The 18,067-nt window shown below is 60.9% G+C and carries 15 protein-coding genes; 13 read left to right on the top strand and 2 right to left on the bottom strand.

Annotation, left to right across the window (positions count from 1 at the left end):
• Nucleotides 1–22: 22 nt before the first annotated feature.
• The 8 genes from priA to rsgA all read left to right on the top strand — a co-directional run bounded on the left by priA (nucleotide 23) and on the right by rsgA (nucleotide 9,791).
• Nucleotides 23–2,275, top strand: a complete 2,253-nt coding sequence (gene priA, locus ACESYO_RS06645) for a replication restart helicase PriA (RefSeq protein WP_373209629.1) — start codon at nucleotides 23–25, stop codon at nucleotides 2,273–2,275.
• A gap of 73 nt (nucleotides 2,276–2,348) precedes the next feature.
• Nucleotides 2,349–2,879 (top strand): peptide deformylase, encoded by a 531-nt coding sequence (def, locus tag ACESYO_RS06640; RefSeq protein ID WP_058965140.1) that lies wholly within the window; start codon nucleotides 2,349–2,351, stop codon nucleotides 2,877–2,879.
• Nucleotides 2,879–3,793, top strand: a complete 915-nt coding sequence (fmt, locus tag ACESYO_RS06635) for a methionyl-tRNA formyltransferase (RefSeq protein ID WP_058965139.1) — start codon at nucleotides 2,879–2,881, stop codon at nucleotides 3,791–3,793. Before def ends, fmt begins: the two co-directional genes overlap by 1 nt.
• 24 nt (nucleotides 3,794–3,817) lie before the next feature.
• A complete protein-coding gene (rsmB, locus tag ACESYO_RS06630; RefSeq protein WP_283128281.1) occupies nucleotides 3,818–5,122 on the top strand; it encodes a 16S rRNA (cytosine(967)-C(5))-methyltransferase RsmB in 1,305 nt (434 codons plus the stop codon).
• A gap of 3 nt (nucleotides 5,123–5,125) precedes the next feature.
• A complete protein-coding gene (gene rlmN, locus ACESYO_RS06625; RefSeq protein ID WP_283128280.1) occupies nucleotides 5,126–6,166 on the top strand; it encodes a 23S rRNA (adenine(2503)-C(2))-methyltransferase RlmN in 1,041 nt (346 codons plus the stop codon).
• Nucleotides 6,163–6,903: a Stp1/IreP family PP2C-type Ser/Thr phosphatase gene (locus ACESYO_RS06620; protein ID WP_058965136.1), complete on the top strand. Its 741-nt coding sequence runs from the start codon at nucleotides 6,163–6,165 to the stop codon at nucleotides 6,901–6,903. The genes rlmN and ACESYO_RS06620 overlap by 4 nt, the downstream gene beginning before the upstream one ends.
• A gap of 1 nt (nucleotide 6,904) precedes the next feature.
• On the top strand, nucleotides 6,905–8,812 hold the full coding sequence (gene pknB / locus ACESYO_RS06615) for a Stk1 family PASTA domain-containing Ser/Thr kinase (protein WP_373209628.1): 1,908 nt from the start codon (nucleotides 6,905–6,907) through the stop codon (nucleotides 8,810–8,812).
• Nucleotides 8,813–8,891: 79 nt separating this feature from the next.
• Nucleotides 8,892–9,791, top strand: a complete 900-nt coding sequence (gene rsgA / locus ACESYO_RS06610; protein ID WP_373211227.1) for a ribosome small subunit-dependent GTPase A — start codon at nucleotides 8,892–8,894, stop codon at nucleotides 9,789–9,791.
• Between the two features lie 90 nt (nucleotides 9,792–9,881).
• Here the strand turns inward: rsgA and ACESYO_RS06605 are convergent, their stop codons facing one another.
• Nucleotides 9,882–10,361, bottom strand: coding sequence for a DUF2798 domain-containing protein (locus tag ACESYO_RS06605; protein WP_058965133.1), 480 nt, complete (start codon nucleotides 10,359–10,361; stop codon nucleotides 9,882–9,884).
• Nucleotides 10,362–10,592: 231 nt separating this feature from the next.
• Here ACESYO_RS06605 and ACESYO_RS06600 point away from each other — a divergent pair, with 231 nt between their 5' ends.
• From ACESYO_RS06600 to ACESYO_RS06580, 5 genes are all read left to right on the top strand, one after another.
• Nucleotides 10,593–11,243, top strand: coding sequence for a thiamine diphosphokinase (locus ACESYO_RS06600; RefSeq protein WP_373209627.1), 651 nt, complete (start codon nucleotides 10,593–10,595; stop codon nucleotides 11,241–11,243).
• A 289-nt stretch (nucleotides 11,244–11,532) separates the two neighbouring features.
• Complete coding sequence (locus ACESYO_RS06595; protein ID WP_373211226.1) at nucleotides 11,533–13,041, top strand: DUF3794 and LysM peptidoglycan-binding domain-containing protein; 1,509 nt, start codon at nucleotides 11,533–11,535, stop codon at nucleotides 13,039–13,041.
• An 18-nt stretch (nucleotides 13,042–13,059) separates the two neighbouring features.
• On the top strand, nucleotides 13,060–14,535 hold the full coding sequence (spoIVA, locus tag ACESYO_RS06590; RefSeq protein WP_373209625.1) for a stage IV sporulation protein A: 1,476 nt from the start codon (nucleotides 13,060–13,062) through the stop codon (nucleotides 14,533–14,535).
• A 350-nt stretch (nucleotides 14,536–14,885) separates the two neighbouring features.
• Nucleotides 14,886–16,763: a polysaccharide biosynthesis protein gene (locus ACESYO_RS06585; protein WP_373209624.1), complete on the top strand. Its 1,878-nt coding sequence runs from the start codon at nucleotides 14,886–14,888 to the stop codon at nucleotides 16,761–16,763.
• A gap of 30 nt (nucleotides 16,764–16,793) precedes the next feature.
• A complete protein-coding gene (locus ACESYO_RS06580; RefSeq protein ID WP_058965128.1) occupies nucleotides 16,794–17,384 on the top strand; it encodes a sugar transferase in 591 nt (196 codons plus the stop codon).
• A 93-nt stretch (nucleotides 17,385–17,477) separates the two neighbouring features.
• Here ACESYO_RS06580 and ACESYO_RS06575 read toward each other — a convergent pair whose 3' ends face one another.
• Nucleotides 17,478–18,062 (bottom strand): DUF4364 family protein, encoded by a 585-nt coding sequence (locus ACESYO_RS06575; protein ID WP_373209623.1) that lies wholly within the window; start codon nucleotides 18,060–18,062, stop codon nucleotides 17,478–17,480.
• Between the last annotated feature and the right edge of the window lie 5 nt (nucleotides 18,063–18,067).

The following is an 18,067-nucleotide window of genomic DNA, read 5'->3' as shown; positions in this document are numbered from 1 at the left end:
GGGCGGAAGGGAGCGCGGCACGGTGCTGCAAACAGTCCAGGTGGCAGTAAGCGGCGCCACGTTTCATTTTGACAAGCTCTATACCTATCTTGTGCCCCCCACACTGGCCCATCCGGTGGTTCCGGGGGGCATGGTGCTGGTGCCCTTTGGCCGGGGCAATAAGCCCCGCATGGGCGTGGTGCTGGCCACCGGCCAGCAGGAGGAAGCCGGCCGCTGCAAGGAACTGTTCGATGCAGCGCCGGAAAACGCCCGCCTCACCGACGAGCTGCTGGGTCTGGTGCGCTTTTTGAAGGAGCGCACCTTCTGCACCTGGTACGAGGCGGTGAAGGCCATCATCCCCTATGGGGCACAATATAAACCGGTGGAAACCGAGAATGGCCCCCGGCTGCAAAAGCAGCTGGTGCGCCACACCGAACCGGAATATTCCCTCGTGGGCACTCTGCCCGAAAAACCAAAGCCCACCGCCAAGCAGCAGGCAGCGGTGGCGGCGCTGCAAAACGGCCCGTTACCCCAGAGCGCGCTGGCCCAGCTGGGCCTGAGCCGTGCGGTGCTGGATAACCTGTGCGAAAAGGGTGTGCTGGAAAAACGGCAGGTGGACAAGGTTCTGGACCTGTTCAGCCATATCCCGCAGACAAACGACCCGATCGTCCTCAGCGAGGAGCAGCAGCAGGTGTACGACGGCCTGTGCGCCCAGATGGACGAAAAAAAGCCCAGCGCCGCCCTGCTTTACGGGGTGACTGCCAGCGGCAAAACGCTGGTGTTTCTGAAGCTGATCCAGCACACGCTGGAACTGGGCAAAACCGCTCTGGTGCTGGTGCCGGAGATCAGCCTGACCCCCCAGATGATCCGCCGCCTGAAGCAGACCTTCGGCGGGCGGGTGGCAGTGCAGCATTCGGCGCTCAACCACACCGAGCGGCTTCTGCAGTGGCAGATGATCCAGTCCGGCGGGGCCGACATTGTGGTGGGCACCCGCAGCGCGGTGTTCGCGCCGCTGAAAAACATCGGCCTGATCGTGCTGGACGAGGAGCAGGAGCACACCTACCGGTCGGAAAGCGCACCCCGCTTTGACGCCCGGGAGGTGGCCAAGCGCCGGGCCGTGGATCACGGCGCGCTGGTGCTGTTTGCATCGGCCACCCCCAGTGTGGAGAGCTATCAGGCCGCGCTGGAGGGGCGCTATACCCTGTATAAACTCACCCGGCGCTATGCGGGCCAGCCGCTGCCCGCGGTGGAAATGGTGGATATGCGGGCTGAGCTGGCCGCCGGCAACTCCGGCAGCATCAGCACTGAGCTGGACGGGCGCATCCGCCAGACACTGGCCCGGGGCGAGCAGGCGATTCTGCTGCTCAACCGACGGGGCTACAAGACCGTGGGCATGTGCTCCGGCTGCGGGCAGGTGATCAAATGCTCCAGCTGCAGCGTTCCCATGGTGTATCATAAATCGGAAAACAAGCTGCTTTGCCACTATTGCGGCAAGGCGATTTCGCCGGTGCCCACCGTCTGCCCGGAATGCGGCGGAAAGGTGCGCTATACCGGTTTTGGCACCCAGCGGGTGGAGGAGGAGCTGGCGGAGCTGTTCCCGAACGCCCGGGTGCTGCGCATGGATCAGGACTCCACCAGCCAGAAAAACGCCCACGAAAACATGCTGGCTGCCTTCGCCCGGGGCGAATACGACATCATGCTGGGCACCCAGATGGTGGCCAAGGGCCTTGATTTTGAAAAGGTGACGCTGGTGGGCGTGCTGGGCATCGACTCGCTGCTCTTTTCGCAAGGGTTCCGGGCGGTGGAGAACGTGTTCTCGCTGGTGACCCAGGTGATCGGCCGCTCCGGCCGGGCCGGGGCCGCAGGCCGGGCGCTGATCCAGACCATGGACCCGGAGAATTCCACCCTGAATCTGGCGGCGGCCCAGAACTACGAGGCGTTTTTCGATCAGGAGATCATGTTCCGCAAGATCTGCCTGTATCCGCCTTTTTGCAGCGTCTGCATTGCCGCCTTCAGCGGCGCGGACGAAAACCGCACCATGCAGGCGGCCGCCCGCTTTGCCCGGCTGCTGGGCATCGAGGCAAGCGCCCATCCGGGCATGCCGCTGCGGATTTTAGGCCCCGCACCCATGAACATCGTCATGGTCAAGGACCGCTATCGCTACAAGCTCACCATCAAATGCCGCAACGACCGGGCCTTCCGTCAGGTGCTGGGCAGGGTGCTGGCGGCTTACAGCGACGAGGGCCTGCCGTCCAAAGCGTCGGTGACGCTGGACTTCAATTCCGACGGCGACTGACCCATCGGGCACATTTCATAAACCAATCTCGCCGGCCATTCCCGCCGGCTCATTTTAAGGAGGATAAACTACTATGGCTCTGCGTACCATCGTGCAGGACGGCGATCCCATTCTGAAAAAGGTCTGCCGCCCCGTGACCAATTTTGACGACCGTCTGGCAACCCTGCTGGACGACATGAAGGAAACCCTGATCGACGCGGGCGGTCTGGGTCTGGCCGGCCCCCAGGTGGGCGTGATGCGCCGCCTGTTCATCGCTCTGGATGAGCGCGACCTGCCGGAGGATGGCACCATGCCCGAGGGCTACGAGCCCAAGTTCATCGAGTGCATCAACCCGGAGATTCTGGAGGAGTCTGAGGATGAGGTGACCCTGTACGAGGGCTGCCTGTCCTTCCCGGGCCACAACGGCGCCATCAGCCGCCCCCGCAAGGTGAAAATCCGCGCTCAGGATCGCCACGGCGAAACCTTTGAAATGGAAGCCGAGGAGATGCTGGCTCGCTGCTTCTGCCACGAGACCAACCATCTGGACGGCATCACCATCATGGATCTGGCCGATCATTTCTATGAGGACGATTACCCGGACGAGATCGAAGAGGACGAGGAATAATGCGCATTCTGTTTATGGGCACGCCGGACATTGCCGCCGCCAGCCTGGCTGCCGTTCTGGAAGCGGGGCATGAGGTGTGCGGCGTGTTCACCCGCGAGGATAAGCCGGTGGGACGCAAGCAGATTCTCACCGCCCCGCCGGTAAAGCAGCTGGCGCTGGAGCATAATCTGCCGGTTTACCAGCCCAAGACCCTGCGCACCGAAGAGGTGCAGCAGCAGATCCGGGAGCTGGCCCCCGAGCTGATCGTGGTGGTGGCCTACGGCCGTATTCTGCCGCCGGAGGTGCTGTGCGTGCCGCCCAAGGGCTGCATCAATCTGCACGTTTCGCTGCTGCCCAAGTACCGGGGCGCCGCACCGGTGCAGTGGTCGGTGATCAACGGCGATAAGGAGACCGGCGTCTCCATCATGTATCTGGACGAGGGCCTGGACACCGGCGACATCCTGAACGTCGCCCCGGTGACCATCGGCCCCGAGGAGACCAGTGGCGAGCTGTTCGAGCGGATCACCGCGCAGGGCGCAAAAACGCTGGTGGAGACCATTGCCTCCATCGCCGCGGGCACTGCCGTGCGCACCCCGCAGGATCACAGCAAGGCCACGCTGGCCCCGCCCCTGACCAAGGAGATGGCCCGCTTTGCCTTTGATCAGCCTGCTCAGAAGCTGCACGATCTGGTGCGGGGCATGAATCCCTGGCCGGTGGCCTACTTCGAGCAGGAGGGCAAAAAGATCAAGGTGCGCAAAAGCCATGTGGCCGCCGGAAGCGGCGCGCCGGGCACCGTACTGAGCATCAAACCCCTCACCATCGCCTGCGCCGAGGGCGCGCTGGAGCTGGATGAGGTGGTGCCGGAGGGCTCCAAGCCCATGGCGGGCTCCGCCTGGGCGGCGGGCCGCCGCCTGAAAGCGGGCGACCGGCTGTAATTTTACCATTGGAGGAACACGTTTATGGATAAAGCCCGCCGCATCGCGGTTCAGGCACTGGTTCGCCAGGAGGAGAGCGGCTTTGCCAATCTGGTACTGAACGCAGTTCTGGAGCATCAGGATCTGAACGGCCGGGATCGGGCCTTTGTGAGCGCCCTGTTCTACGGCGTCACCGAGCGGCTGCTCACGCTGGACTGGGCGCTGGCGAACTGTCTGAGCCGCCCGCTGAGCAAGCTGGATCCCCAGGTGCGGGCCATTCTGCGCAGCGGCCTGTATCAGGCCCGTTACATGCAGGTGCCCCGTGCGGTGGCGGTGAACGAGTCGGTGAGCCTGTGCCGGGCGCTGAAAAAATCCAGCGCCGCCGGCCTTGTGAACGCGGTGCTGCGCAAGGCCGTTGCACAGGATCCGGCCGCGGCCACCTTCAAAACCGAGGCCGAGCGGCTGAGCATCCAGTATTCCGTGGGCCTGCCGGTGGTAAAGCTGCTGCAAAAGAATTACCCGGAAGAATGCGAGCAGATTTTGCAGGCATTCTTTGAAGCGCCCCGGGTGGCCCTGCGGTGCAACCCGCTGAAAACCACCCCCGCCCAGCTGACCGGATTGCTGGAAGCGGAAGGGGTGGAGGTGGAGCCCGGCTGGCTGGCGAACACGCTGCTGGCGAAATTCACCGGCAGCCCGGCGGCCACCGAAGCCTTTCAGAAAGGGCTTTACCATGTGCAGGGGCAGGCCTCCCAGCTGGCGGCATACAGTCTGCAGGCCAGACCCGGCGAAAAGGTGCTGGATCTGTGCGCCGCGCCGGGTGGCAAAACCCTGACCATCGGTCAGGATATGGAGAACACCGGCACCCTCATCAGCTGCGACGCGGTGGAAAGCCGCCTGCCGCTGATCGAAAAGGCCGCCGCCCGTGCGGGCCTGACTAATGTGAAGGTGCTGCACAATGATGCCTCCGTCTACCGGGAAGAATTTGCCGGGGCGGATCGGGTTTTATGTGACGTACCCTGTTCCGGCCTTGGCATCATCGCCAAAAAGCCGGACATCCGCTACAAAACCATGGACGGTGTGGAGCAGCTGCACGGGCTGCAGGCGAAGATTCTGGCCGCCGCCGCTCGTTATGTGAAGCAGGGAGGCCGCATCGTGTATTCCACCTGCACCATCGACCCGCGGGAGAACCAGAACATCGTGCGGGCCTTTTTGGAGCAAAACGCTGATTTCCGGCTGGTTTCGCCCCCCTTCGTGCCCGAAGGCGCACGGGTGGAGGACGGCATGCTGACCCTGTTGCCGGGCAAGGCCGGGCCGGACGGATTTTTCATTGCCATTATGGAGAAGTTGTGAACCATGCAGAAAACCTGTATTTCATCCTACACCCTTGAGCAGCTGGCCGAGCAGCTGAAAGCCATGGGCCAGCCCGCCTTCCGGGCGAAACAGATCTTTCACTGGCTGCACCAGAAGCTGGTCACCGAGTTTTCGGCCATGACCGACCAGCCCAAGGCGCTGCTGGCCAAGCTGGAAGAGGAGTACTACATCGCGGCTCCCATCATCCAGCGGCGGCAGCAGTCCAGGGACGGCACGGTGAAATATCTTTTCCGTCTGGCGGACGGCAACTGCATCGAGACGGTGGTAATGCGCTATAATTATGGTAACACCGTGTGTGTGTCCACCCAGGTGGGCTGCCGCATGGGCTGCCGGTTCTGTGCCTCCACCCAGGCAGGCCGGGTGCGCAACCTGGAAGCCGGGGAGATCGCGGCGGAAATCTACGCCGCCCAGAAGGACATCGGCGAGCGCATTTCCCACATTGTGCTCATGGGCATCGGTGAACCGCTGGACAACTTCGACAACGTGATGGATTTTCTCACCATCATCTCCAGCCCCGAGGGTGTGAACATCGGCATGCGAAATATCAGCCTGTCCACCTGCGGCATTGTGCCTCAGATCGACAGGCTGGCGGAAAAGAAGCTGCAGCTCACTCTTTCCATCTCGCTGCATGCGCCCAACAACGCCATGCGCAGCCAGATGATGCCGGTGAATGACGCATACCCGGTGGAAGAACTGATCGCCGCCTGCCGCCGCTACCAGAAGGTTACCGGCCGGCGCATCAGCTTTGAATATTCCATGGTGCGGGGCGTGAACGACAGCCCCGCCACCGCAAAGGAGCTGGCAAAGCTCATCCGGGGAATGGGGGCTCATGTGAACCTGATTCCCATCAATCCGGTGGACGGCAGCCCCTATTCCGCCACCGATGCGGAGAATGTGAAGCGCTTCCAGAATATGCTCACCGAGCTGGGGGTGAACGCCACCGTGCGCCGCCGTCTGGGCAGCGACATCAGCGCTGCCTGCGGCCAGCTGCGGCGGGAGGCAGCAAAGGAGGAACAGCCATGAAACTGGCCGGCAAAACCGATATCGGCAGCTGCCGCAGTGAAAATCAGGACAATTACCGGGCCGCCCGCCTGCCGGACGACACCGTCTGGGCCGTTGTGTGCGATGGTATGGGCGGTGCGGCATCGGGTCAGCTGGCGGCACAGATCGCCACCGATACCATGGAGTCCTGCTTTGAAAGCGGGCTGAAAAACCTGCCCAAGGGGCAGGAGCGGGCCTTCCTGATGCACTGCGTCACCCAGGCCAACCGGGCCATCTACGATCAGGCTCAGGCGCATCCGGAAAACAAGGGCATGGGCACCACCGCCGTGTGCTGCCTGGTGCGGCACGACACCCTGCATGTGGCCCATGTGGGCGACTCCCGGGCCTATCTCTGCCGGGAGGGCCAGATCAGCCAGCTCACCCGGGATCATTCCATGGTGCAGGAGCTGGTGGAAGCGGGGCGGCTGACCACCGAGGAGGCCGAGAACTATCCCCACAAAAACCTCATTACCAAAGCGCTCGGAGTGGAGCCGGGGGTTCGGGCTGATTATTCCAGCATGCCCGCCCAGCCCGGCGACGTGATCCTCATGTGCAGCGACGGGCTTTCCGGCGTAGTGCCGGACGGCCAGCTGCTTGCCATCATCCAGCACAATCCGTTTTTCACGGTGCCGCGGCGGCTGGTGGAGCAGGCGCTCCAGGCAGGCGGGCAGGATAACATCACCGCCCTGCTGATCGAGGTAGAGCAAACGGAGGACTGAGATGGATCAACTGATAGGCAAAAAGCTGGACGGCCGCTACCTGCTGGAAGAGCTGGTGGGCGTGGGCGGCATGGCCAATGTGTATAAGGGTGTGGACCTGAAAAACCAGCGCGTGGTTGCGGTGAAGGTCCTGCGGGAGGAATTCCTGGAAAATCCGGAGCTGGTCTACCGGTTTAAAAATGAGTCCAAGGCCATCTCCATTCTGGACCATCCGGGCATCGTGAAGGTGTTCGATGTGTCGGTCACCGACAAGCTCCAGTACATCGTGATGGAATACATCGACGGCATTACTCTGAAGGAGTACATGACCCGCCGGGGCGAACCCCTCACCTGGAAAGAGGTGGTGCATTTCACCGAGCAGATTCTGGATGCACTGGATCACGCCCACCGGAAGGGTGTGGTTCACCGGGACATCAAGCCCCAGAACATCATGCTGCTGGCGGATGGCAAGGTCAAAATCATGGACTTTGGCATCGCCCGCTTCTCCCGCGCCGAGAGCCAGATGGTGAGCAACAAGGCCATCGGTTCGGTGCATTACATCAGCCCCGAGCAGGCGAAGGGCGACGTGACCGACGCCAAGGCAGATATTTATTCCGTGGGCATTATGCTGTACGAGATGCTGTCCGGCAAGCTGCCCTTTGAATCGGACGATGCGGTCTCGGTGGCCATCAAGCAGATTTCAGACAAGGCTGTCCCTCTGGGGCAGATCGCACCGGATGTGCCGCAGGCATTGCAGGACATCACCGCCCGGGCCATGGCGAAGGACCCGAACCGGCGATATCCCAGCGCCCGCGCCATGCTGGAGGACATTGAGGAATTCAAACGCAACCCCAGCATCCGGTTTGAGTATGAGTATTTAACAGAGGATTCGCCGTCGAGGTATATTGACAAGGTGGTTAAACAAAGCAGATCCGGCTCCGGTCAGAACGATCCGCGGCGCACTGGTCAGCGCACTGGGCGCACCGGCAGCCAGCAGGCTTCCCGCAGCGGTCAGGGCCATACCACAGGTACCCGCAGCCGGAAAAAGAAGAAAAAACGCATCGGCCTGCTGCCGGTGCTGGCGGGCATGGCCACGGCCTTCGCCCTGGGCTCCGCCATTCTGTGCTTTATGATCTTTGCAAATTCCACCAACCCCCTGTTCAGCAGCAAGGAGGACGTGGAATTGCCGGACTTCACCGGTATGAACTGGGAGGAAGTGAAGGCCCAGTACAGCGATACCCTCAGCCTGACCGCGGAAATGGTGAACAGCAGTGAGACCGAGGAAGGCATCATCATCAGCCAGTCGCCCCGTGGGCCCCGTACCGTGAAGGAGGGCCAGAAGGTCACCCTGAAGGTGAGCATCGGCACATTGTATGTGAATATCCCGTCGGTGAACGGCTGGACTGCATCCGAAGCGGAGGAGGCTCTGAAGAACGAGGGCCTGCAGGTACGCCGGGTGAATGAGGCGGACGACACCGTACCGGAGGGCAGCGTAATCCGCACCGATCCCGCCAACGGCGAACAGGTGGCCAGCGGTTCCACCGTGACCATGTATGTGAGCCAGAAGAAGGTGGATCTGGAGCGTTCGGTGCCCCAGCTGATCGGTCTGACCGAGGCGGACGCCCAGAAGGCTCTGACCGCCAGCAACCTGCGCACCGGTACCCGTACCGAGGCTTACAGCAGCGAGTATGAGGCGGGCCGTGTAATTGACCAGACCTACGAGTCGGGCACTTTGGTACGCATCAATACCACGGTGGGCTACACCGTGTCGCTGGGGCCGGAGCCCACCCCGGAACCGACCCCGGAACCCACACCGGAGCCTACTCCGGAACCTACGCCCAGTCCCACCCCCAGTGCGACACAGCCGCCGGTGGTGGTTACTCCGGATCAGGGCAATTCGGATACCATGCAGAATCAAGAGGACGATTGATTCTGACTGAAATCACACGTCGTTCGGGCCGGGCCGTGGCATCTGCGGCCCGGCCTTTTGAACTGGTACAATCAAGGGAATGCAGGGAAAGGAACGCATTACTATGCCGGAAGGATACATCAAAAAAGGAATCGGCGGGTTTTACTATGTGCAGTGCGGCGATGAGCTGCTGGAATGCAAGGCCAAGGGCATCTTCCGCAAACGGGGCATTACCCCGGTGGCGGGCGACCGGGTCACGGTGGAGGTGGAGAACGGCGGCAATGTGATTGCCGAGATTGCGCCCCGCCGGAATGTGTTCGTGCGGCCGCCCATTGCCAATCTGGATGTGCTGTTCATTGTGGCCAGCACCACCCAGCCGGTGCCCAGCACGCTGGTGCTGGACAAGCTCACTGCCATCGCGGTGGACAAGGAGGTTCAGCCGGTGCTGGTGTTTACCAAGGGTGACCTGGCCAGCACCGAAAAGCTGACCGAAGCCTATGCGCTGTCCACCCTGCCGGTGGTGGTGATTGACCATGCCACCGGCGGCGGTCTGGAGGAGATCAAAGCCATGATCCGGGGCAAGCTCTGCGCGTTCTGCGGCAACTCCGGCGTGGGGAAGAGCACTCTGCTCAACGCCCTGCTGCCCGATCTTGCCCAGCAGACCGGCTCCATCAGCCAGAAGCTGGGCCGCGGCCGCCACACCACCCGCGAGGTGGAAATCTTCGAGGCCTTCGGCGGTTATGTGGCCGATACCCCGGGCTTTGCCAGCCTGGATACCGGCAAAGCCTGCTACATTCCCAAAGAGAATCTGCAATACGCTTTTCCGGAATTTGCGCCCTATGTGCACGAATGTAAGTTCACCGGCTGTGCTCACCGGGCCGAAAAGGGCTGTGCGGTGTTGGAAGCCCTGAAGGAGGGCAAAATCAGCCAGAGCCGATACGACAGCTACGCCGCCATGTACGACGAAGTGAAGGACATCAAGGACTGGGAGCTGCGCTGACCGCTTCTCTGATAAACAAAAAATGCCCCGCGTGTGCCGGAAACGGCATGCGCGGGGCATTTTGATGGGGAGAAAGAGGATGGGTTGAATTTATGCCGCAGAGGAGGTTTTGCCCCGGCGGAACAGCAGACGGAACAAAAACCGAACCAGCGGCCCGCAGAAAAAGATCTGCCAGAAAAACGCCATGGGGAAATTGCAGGCAACGGTCTGCAGCCAGCAGGGTACAAACTCCCAACCCGGCCGCTTGAAAATGACCGTGGCCCAGAAGCTCATGATGGGGCACATGAACGCCACCGTGATGCTGGCACGGGCCAGAATCACAAAAATTGGCCGGTCCACCGCCGGATCCACCAGACGGAAGGCGATGCGCGGAGCGAACCGGTCCACAAAGCAGAAGCCCATCACAAAGCAGATGGGAAAGATGATCAGCGTTTCCGGCAGTGCGGCCAGAATCCCCGCATTGGTCAGCCCGCCCATGCGCAGGCCGGTGTTATAAAGCTCCATGGCCAGCACCATGAACAGGGTCATCAGCAGGCCATACACCAGTTCTTCCAGTTTTGTCTTTGGCATGATAGAAAACACTCCTTCTTAAAATAAGAAAACGGCCCAGTCCATCGGATGAATAGACTACGCCGTAACGACTTATTTCTATTGTGCCAGACTCATGGCAGTTTTCTGTTTGAATGTATTATACCACTGTTTTTTCCAAAAGGCAAAGGGCGGTTTGCATCCCGGGCGGCAGTGTGGTACAATCAGGCGTAAGCTCTGCCGTCCAAAGGGGGGCGCGGAAAGGAGAATCGTATGCAGCAAACACGATGCGTGATCGTGTCGGCCGCGCCACTGGCAGCCTCCATGAAGGAGCTGCTGCGGCCCGGCGACTATCTGATCGCCTGCGATGGCGGCTACCAGAGTACCCGGAAGATTCTGGGGCGGGAACCGGATGTGATTCTGGGGGATTTCGACAGTGCACCTGAGCCGGAAGGAACCGGCGCTGTGGTGCTGCCCCGGGTCAAGGACGACACCGACACCCACTACGCCGCAAAGCTGGCGGTGGAAAAGAGCTTTTCGCAGGTTTTGCTGCTGGGAGCGCTGGGCGGTCACCGGCTGGAGCATACGCTGGCCAACATCGGTACCGGCCTCTGGCTGGAAAAGCAGGGCGTGCAGGTAACGCTGGCCGATGAGGACAGCCTGCTCTGCTACCTGATGCCCGGCGGGCGTCTGGAGCTGCCCTACGAGCCGGAGGAATATTTCTCGGTGCTGCCGCTGGAGGGCAGGGCCGAGGGCGTGTGCGAGCGGGGCGCCAAATACACGCTGGAGGACGCTACCCTTACCACGGTGGATTTCCCGCTGGGGGTAAGCAACGAGACCCTGCCCGGCGGAGCCGTTATCACGGTGCGGGAGGGTGCTTTGCTGGTGATTCGCACCAGAAAGGATCATCAGCTGGGCCAATGATGCACAAATCCCGGGGCGGATGGATATACTGAAGCAAAACCATCAGTCACAAGGGAGGGAAACGGCAATGCAAGTGATCGTGGTCAAAAGCCCCAAATGCCTGGCAGGAGTGCTGCGGGCGCTGTTCAAAATCAAGAAGGAAAACGGAACCTGACCTCATTGAAGAAGGGCCCGCTGCCTGTGTGTTTGCAGGCGGCGGGCCCTTTTTGCCTGCAAAAAGGGGTATGGCTTGCCCACAGCGCGCATATACATGGGACTAGAAACGCGCGAAAGGGGCGAAAAAATGGAATTGAAGGTATTCAGGGATTCGCTGTCCGCCATGGGGAGCCTGTGTGAAACCAAGGCAGAGCTTCCGGTGGAGGCGGAGATCCTTATTCCGGATTATCTGCCGCAGGTGTTCAAGATCATAAAATGCTTCGTCTACCTGGTGCCGCTGCAAAAACAGATCACGGCCGGCCGCCTGACCGTGGACGGCTACCTGCGGTGTGTGGTGTATTATCAGGCCGAGGAGGATCAGAGCCTGTGCCAGACCGAACAGAAGCTGCCCTTCACCCGGGCCATGGACCTGCCGGAGGGGGATTATTCCGGTTACAGCGTTCAGGTGGGCGGGCAGCTGGAATATCTGAACTGCCGGGCGGTGAACCAGCGCCGGGTGGATCTGCGGGGGGCCTATGCCCTCAGTGCCCGGGTGGCCTGCCGAACCGATCAGGAGGTGATCACGGCTCTGGCAGACTGCGGCATCGAGCAGCGGATGGAATCGATGGAGGGGGTCAAGTGTTTGGCCAGCCTGGATAAGATGATCACCGCGGAGGAACAGCTGCAGTTTGCCCAGCCGCCCCAGGCCATTCTGGATGTGGCCGGCGTGGGCCAGGTGGAGGAGGTGAAACTGATTTCCGGCAAGGCGGTGGTGAAGGGCGCCATTCAGGTGAGCCTTTTGTACCGCACCGGCCCCGGCTATCAGATGGAGCAGACCCAGCAGCGGGTACCCTTCAATCAGATTCTGGATCTGGAGGGCGTGCCGGAGGACAGCGAGTGCTTTGCATCCGCCGAGCTCACCGGCTGCACCGTGATGGCTGCGGCGCAGGAGGGCGGCCACACCATCACCGCCACCGCGGCGCTGCATCTGCGGGTATGGCGTAAAAATGAGTGCTATCTGGTCAGTGACGCCTTCTCCACCCGGTTCGAAACCCAGGTGAGCAGTCAGCGCATCCTCACCGAGCAGCTGTTCCAGACCCTCGCGCAGGAATGCGAGGCCCAGACCGGCGGCGCGCTGCCGGACGAGGAGGCCCAGATCATCCATTGCTTTGTGCTGCCCGGTCTACCGGAGCTCACAGCTGTGGGGCAGGGGGTACAGCTGACCGGCCGGGCCAGCGCCCATGTGTTCTGCATGAACTCGCTGGGCGAGATCGACTGCTACGACAAGAGCTTTGAATACACCCTTAATCCGCCCTGGCCGGGCAGCCCGGAGGAATATCGCTGCGAGTGCTGGCCCACCGTTACCGACATCGACGTGCGTAAAAACGGGGCCGAGATGACCCTGAGCGCCCGCATTCGGCTGGATGGCCTTGTGTTCAAGCGCAGCTGGCAGACCGCGCTGGAGCAGGTGGAGTGCGGCGAAGCACTGGAGCAGCCGGAGCCGGACATTGCCCTGCGTATCTACTACGCGGCTCCCGGTGAGGACGTATTCGAGATCGCCAAGCGGTACCATGTGTCGCCGGCGGCCATGCTGAAAAGCAACCAGCTGGAGGACACCCGCATCACCCAGGCGACCCGGCTGCTGGTACCGGCCAGTATGTGAAAGGAGGGGAGGAATCCAATGGAAACCCAGGGCGTATACAAGGACATCGCGGCCCGCACCGGCGGCGATATTTACATTGGCGTGGTGGGGCCGGTGCGCACCGGCAAAAGTACCTTCATCAAAAAATTCATGGAGGAGCTGGTGCTGCCCCAGCTTACCAGCCCGGCGGTGAAGAACCGGGCGAGGGACGAACTGCCCCAGTCCGCCGCGGGGCGCACCATCATGACCACCGAGCCGAAATTCATTCCGGAGACCGCCGTCACCATCGAGCTGGAGGGCGGCGGCAGCTTCAAGACCCGGCTCATCGACTGTGTGGGCTATATGGTAGAAGGAGCCATGGGCCACGAGGAGGACGAAAAGCCCCGCATGGTGAAAAGCCCCTGGTTTGAGGAGGAGATTCCCTTCGACCAGGCGGCCCAGACCGGCACCCGCAAGGTGATCCGGGAGCATTCCACCATCGGGCTGGTCATTACCACCGACGGCTCCATCAGCGACATTCCCCGGGAAAAATACCGGGCGGCGGAGACCCGGGTCATTGCCGAGCTGGATGAAATCAACAAACCCTTTGTGATTCTGCTCAACTGCGTGGATCCCCATAAGCCGGATGTGTACCAGCTGGCCCAGCAGATGGAGCAGGAATACGGCCATACGGTGATTCCGGTCAGCTGCCTGGATCTGGACCGGCCTGCCATCGGCAAGATTCTGCAAAGCGTCCTCTATGAGTTTGAGGTGAAGGAGATCGCCTTCGCCATGCCCAAATGGATCACCATGCTGGAGCCGGATCACTGGCTGCAGCAGCAGGTCTACGCGGCGGCCCGGGAATATGCGGATTCGGTGGCCCAGATGAAGGATGTGGCCTGCCGGGAGGATCCGGTGCAGTGCGAGGCACTGAAGGCCTCCCGCATCCGCTCGCTGGAGCTGGCCACCGGCCGGGTGGTGCTGGAATTGGAGCTGCGGCCGGAGATTTTCTATCAGGTTCTGGGCGAGACCACCGGTCTGGAAATCTGCGACGAAGCCAGCCTGATGCCCTGTATCATCGGGTTGGCCCGTGCCAAGCGGGAGTACGAGAAGATTCGCAGCGCGCTGGAGCAGGTGGAGGCCACCGGCTATGGCATCGTGATGCCCACCATCAGCGAGCTGCGGCTGGAGGAACCGGAGATTGTGCATCAGGGCGGCCGCTATGGGGTGCGGCTGCGGGCCAGCGCGCCGTCCATTCATCTGCTGAAGGCTACCATCAACACCGAGATTTCGCCCATTGTGGGCTCGGAAAAGCAGTCGGAGGAGCTGGTAGTCAGCCTGCTGCACGATTTTGAACAGGATCCGCTGAAGATCTGGCAGTCCAATATTTTTGGCAAGAGCCTGCATGAGCTGGTAAACGAGGGGCTGCAGAACAAGCTGCTGCACATGCCGCAGGAGGCCCGTGCCCGCCTGCAGGAGACGCTGGAACGGGTGATCAATGAGGGCTGCACCGGTCTGATCTGTATTATTCTGTAACAAAAAAGAGATTCTGAAAAAAGCCGCCGTATCGGCAGAATACGGCGGCTTTTTTGTGTGAAAATGGTGCAAACTAACCCCAATGAGGTGAACCGGACGCAAAAACATTGATTCTTTGGTGAAAATAGTGTAAAATTACAAGAAAACACAAGGGATAACACTGCACCATTTACGCTGCATTGCGAAGGCGGCGTAGCTGCGCCGAATATGTCGGCGCTTTCCAAGCGGGAAAAGGCGGGGTTATCCGGAACAATGGGGCATGGTGTCCTGTGGATCGCCGGCAGGGCACTATTTGTCGTGCCCGGGGTCCGGCTGAAAACAAAAACAAAGTTTGGTGATAGAATTTGTCAATGAAGATCGGTGCGATCCTGAGCAGATTCCGCAAGCAGATTCTGATGCTGTTCGACGTCTGCGCCCTTACGGTCTGCTATCTGGCGCCCTGGGTGCTGATCAGCGGACGTGCGCCCTACGCACAGTATTCCAGCCTGCTGGTGGCCAGCTGTTTTCTGTTCGTCAGCTGCTTCGAGATCGTCTACGGCCTGATGGGTATGTACGACAGTCTGTGGCGTTACGCCGAAGTGGTAGAGTTCTTCCGGTTATGTACCGGCTCGGCCATTGCAATTTTTCTGTTTGTGGCCAGCTCCATGCTCATCTTCCAGGGAACAGGCAGTCAGGTGCCCACTTCGGTCTACTTCCTCAGCGCCATGTTCTCGGCGGGTGTGACCATGTATTCCCGCCTGGTGTACCGGATGTACCGGAACGTGAAGCTGGGCAAAAAGGGTGGCCAGAAAGCCCGCCGTACCCTGCTGATCGGTGCGGGCGATGCGGCCAGCACCCTTCTGCATGAACAGTTCAAAAAGCCCAGCCCGGATATGAACATCATCTGCTGTGTGGACGATGCGCCGGAAAAGCAGGGCCGCTACATCATGGGCATCCAGATCATGGGCACCACTGAGGACATCCCCGAGATTGTGGAGCAGTGTGAGATCGAGAGCATTCTGCTGGCCATTCCCACCATGGACGAGGAAAACAAGCGGCGGGTGCTGTCCATCTGCAACAAGACCAAGTGCAACATCAAGATTCTGCCGGATATTGTGAAGATGATCACCGACGGGCAGGACCTTGCTTCCCGCATCCGCGATGTGAAGGTGGAGGACCTGCTGGGCCGGGAAGAGGTTCAGCTGTCCGTTCGGATTGCGGAATTCCTGCGGGGCAAGCGGGTCATGGTCACCGGCGGCGGCGGTTCCATCGGTTCCGAGCTGTGCCGTCAGATTGCGTCCTGCGAGCCCAAGGAGCTGCTTCTGGTGGATATCTACGAGAACAGCGCCTACGCCATCCAGCAGGAGCTGCGCCGCAAATATGGCGACAAGCTGGATCTGCAGGTGCAGATTGCCTCGGTGCGCGATTCCAAAAAGATGGATGCTCTGTTCGAGCGCTACCGCCCCGAGATTGTGTTCCACGCCGCCGCCCACAAGCATGTGCCCCTGATGGAGGACAGCCCGGAGGAAGCGGTGAAGAACAACGTGTTCGGCACCTTCAACGTGGCCAGCTCGGCTGACCGGTACGGGGCCGAGCGGTTTGTGCTGATTTCCACCGACAAGGCGGTGAACCCCACCAACGTGATGGGCGCCACCAAGCGCGTGTGCGAGATGATCGTGCAGGCCATGGCCCAGCGAAGCAAGACCCGGTTTGCGGCGGTTCGCTTCGGCAACGTGCTGGGCTCCAACGGTTCGGTAATCCCCCTGTTCAAGGAGCAGATTGCCTGCGGCGGCCCGGTCACGGTAACACACCCGGACATCGTGCGCTATTTCATGACCATCTCCGAGGCGGTGAGCCTGGTGCTGGAGGCCGGTTCCATGGCCACCGGCGGCGAGATCTTCGTGCTGGACATGGGCAAGCCCATGCGCATTCTGGATCTGGCCGAGAACCTGATCAAGCTCTCCGGCTTCATTCCCTACAAGGACATTCAGATCGTGTTCACTGGCCTGCGCCCCGGCGAAAAGCTGTTTGAGGAGCTGCTGATGGACGAGGAGGGCCTGCGCAAGACCGAAAACCGGAAGATCTACATCGGCGCGCCCCTCAAGCTGAACAACCAGACCTTCTTCGATCACCTGATGACTTTGAAGCAGATCGCCTACACCAACAACAGCGACAATCTGGTGCAGGCGCTCATCGACATGGTGCCCACCTTCCACCACAAGACCAACTGTGGGCAGGAACCCGCCTGACAGGGCGAGACCAGCTAGGAGGAATGTTTCATGTATCGCAATGTGATTAAGCGTGTGATTGACTGGGTGCTTTCGCTCTGCGCCATCGTGGTGCTGTCGCCACTGCTGGCGATTCTGGCCCTGTGCGTCAAGTTTTCGTCTCCGGGGCCGGTGCTTTTCTGCCAGAAGCGGGTGGGCAAGGGCAAAACCTACTTCCAGATTTATAAGTTCCGCAGCATGCGCACGGATACCCCCAAGGATATGCCCACGCATCTGCTGGAAAATCCGGATGCCTTCATCACCCCCATCGGACATTTTCTGCGCAAGACCAGCCTGGACGAGCTGCCCCAGCTGTTCAACATCTTCAAGGGCGAAATGAGCATCATCGGCCCGCGCCCTGCGCTCTGGAATCAGGACGATTTGATTGCCGAGCGGGACAAGTACGGTGCCAACGACTGCGTGCCCGGCCTGACCGGCTATGCCCAGATCCATGGCCGCGACGAGCTGCCCATCCCCAAAAAGGCGGAGCTGGACGGTTATTACGTTCAGCATCTGAGCTTCGGGCTGGACGTGAAGATCTTCTTCGGAACCATCCGCAGCGTGCTGCACCACGAGGGTATCGTGGAAGGCAAGCAGCCCTGAATTTACAAAAACAAAGAAAAACCGCCGCCGTGCAAGGTAAAATGCACGGCGGCGGTTTTGTTTGTGTTCGGTACAAAAGGGAAGGGGAGCGCGTCAGCCTTTGACAGTGCTGTCCGGCTCCTCCTGCCGGGTGGAATCGGTGGTCATCGTTTCCAGAAGCAGGGCGTAGATCTCGCTGCCCTTTTCGATGAAGGCGTTCTTCACCATTTCAGCGGTCAGCGGGTCGGGTAAGGTGAAGGAAAGGCCGAACACCTCGCTGCCCAGCTCATTGATGGAGCAGTGCACCACATAGCCCTGGTCGGTTTTGGTTACCTGGGTCTGGTGCTGGGCGGCTTTGCGTACCCACTGCTGCGCCCGGATCACCGCCCGGATGGCGGTCTCCCGCACGCTGCGGGGCAACAGGTCAAAGCCCAGCTCGTCGGTTACCGAAACGCCCTTGGGGGTGATGTGGTAGCCGCCGTTTTCGTCCACGGTCACAAGCCCCTGATCCTCCAGATCAGCCAGGCTCCCGGCCAGCTCAAAATAATTCACCAGCTGCTCGCCCAGCAGCGCGTTTTCAATATCCTGCCGGCACAGGGGTGCGGCGGTGCGGATCAGGTAGCACAAAAGGATGCTCACCTGGGATCGGTCGGTCAGGCCGCCCGGCTTTACGCCAAAGGTAAATGCATTTCCGGCCACAGCAA

Source organism: Allofournierella massiliensis, assembly GCF_964241245.1.
GTDB classification, from domain to species: Bacteria; Bacillota; Clostridia; order Oscillospirales; family Ruminococcaceae; genus Allofournierella; species Allofournierella massiliensis.
This window is presented reverse-complemented; position numbering and strand designations above follow the sequence as displayed.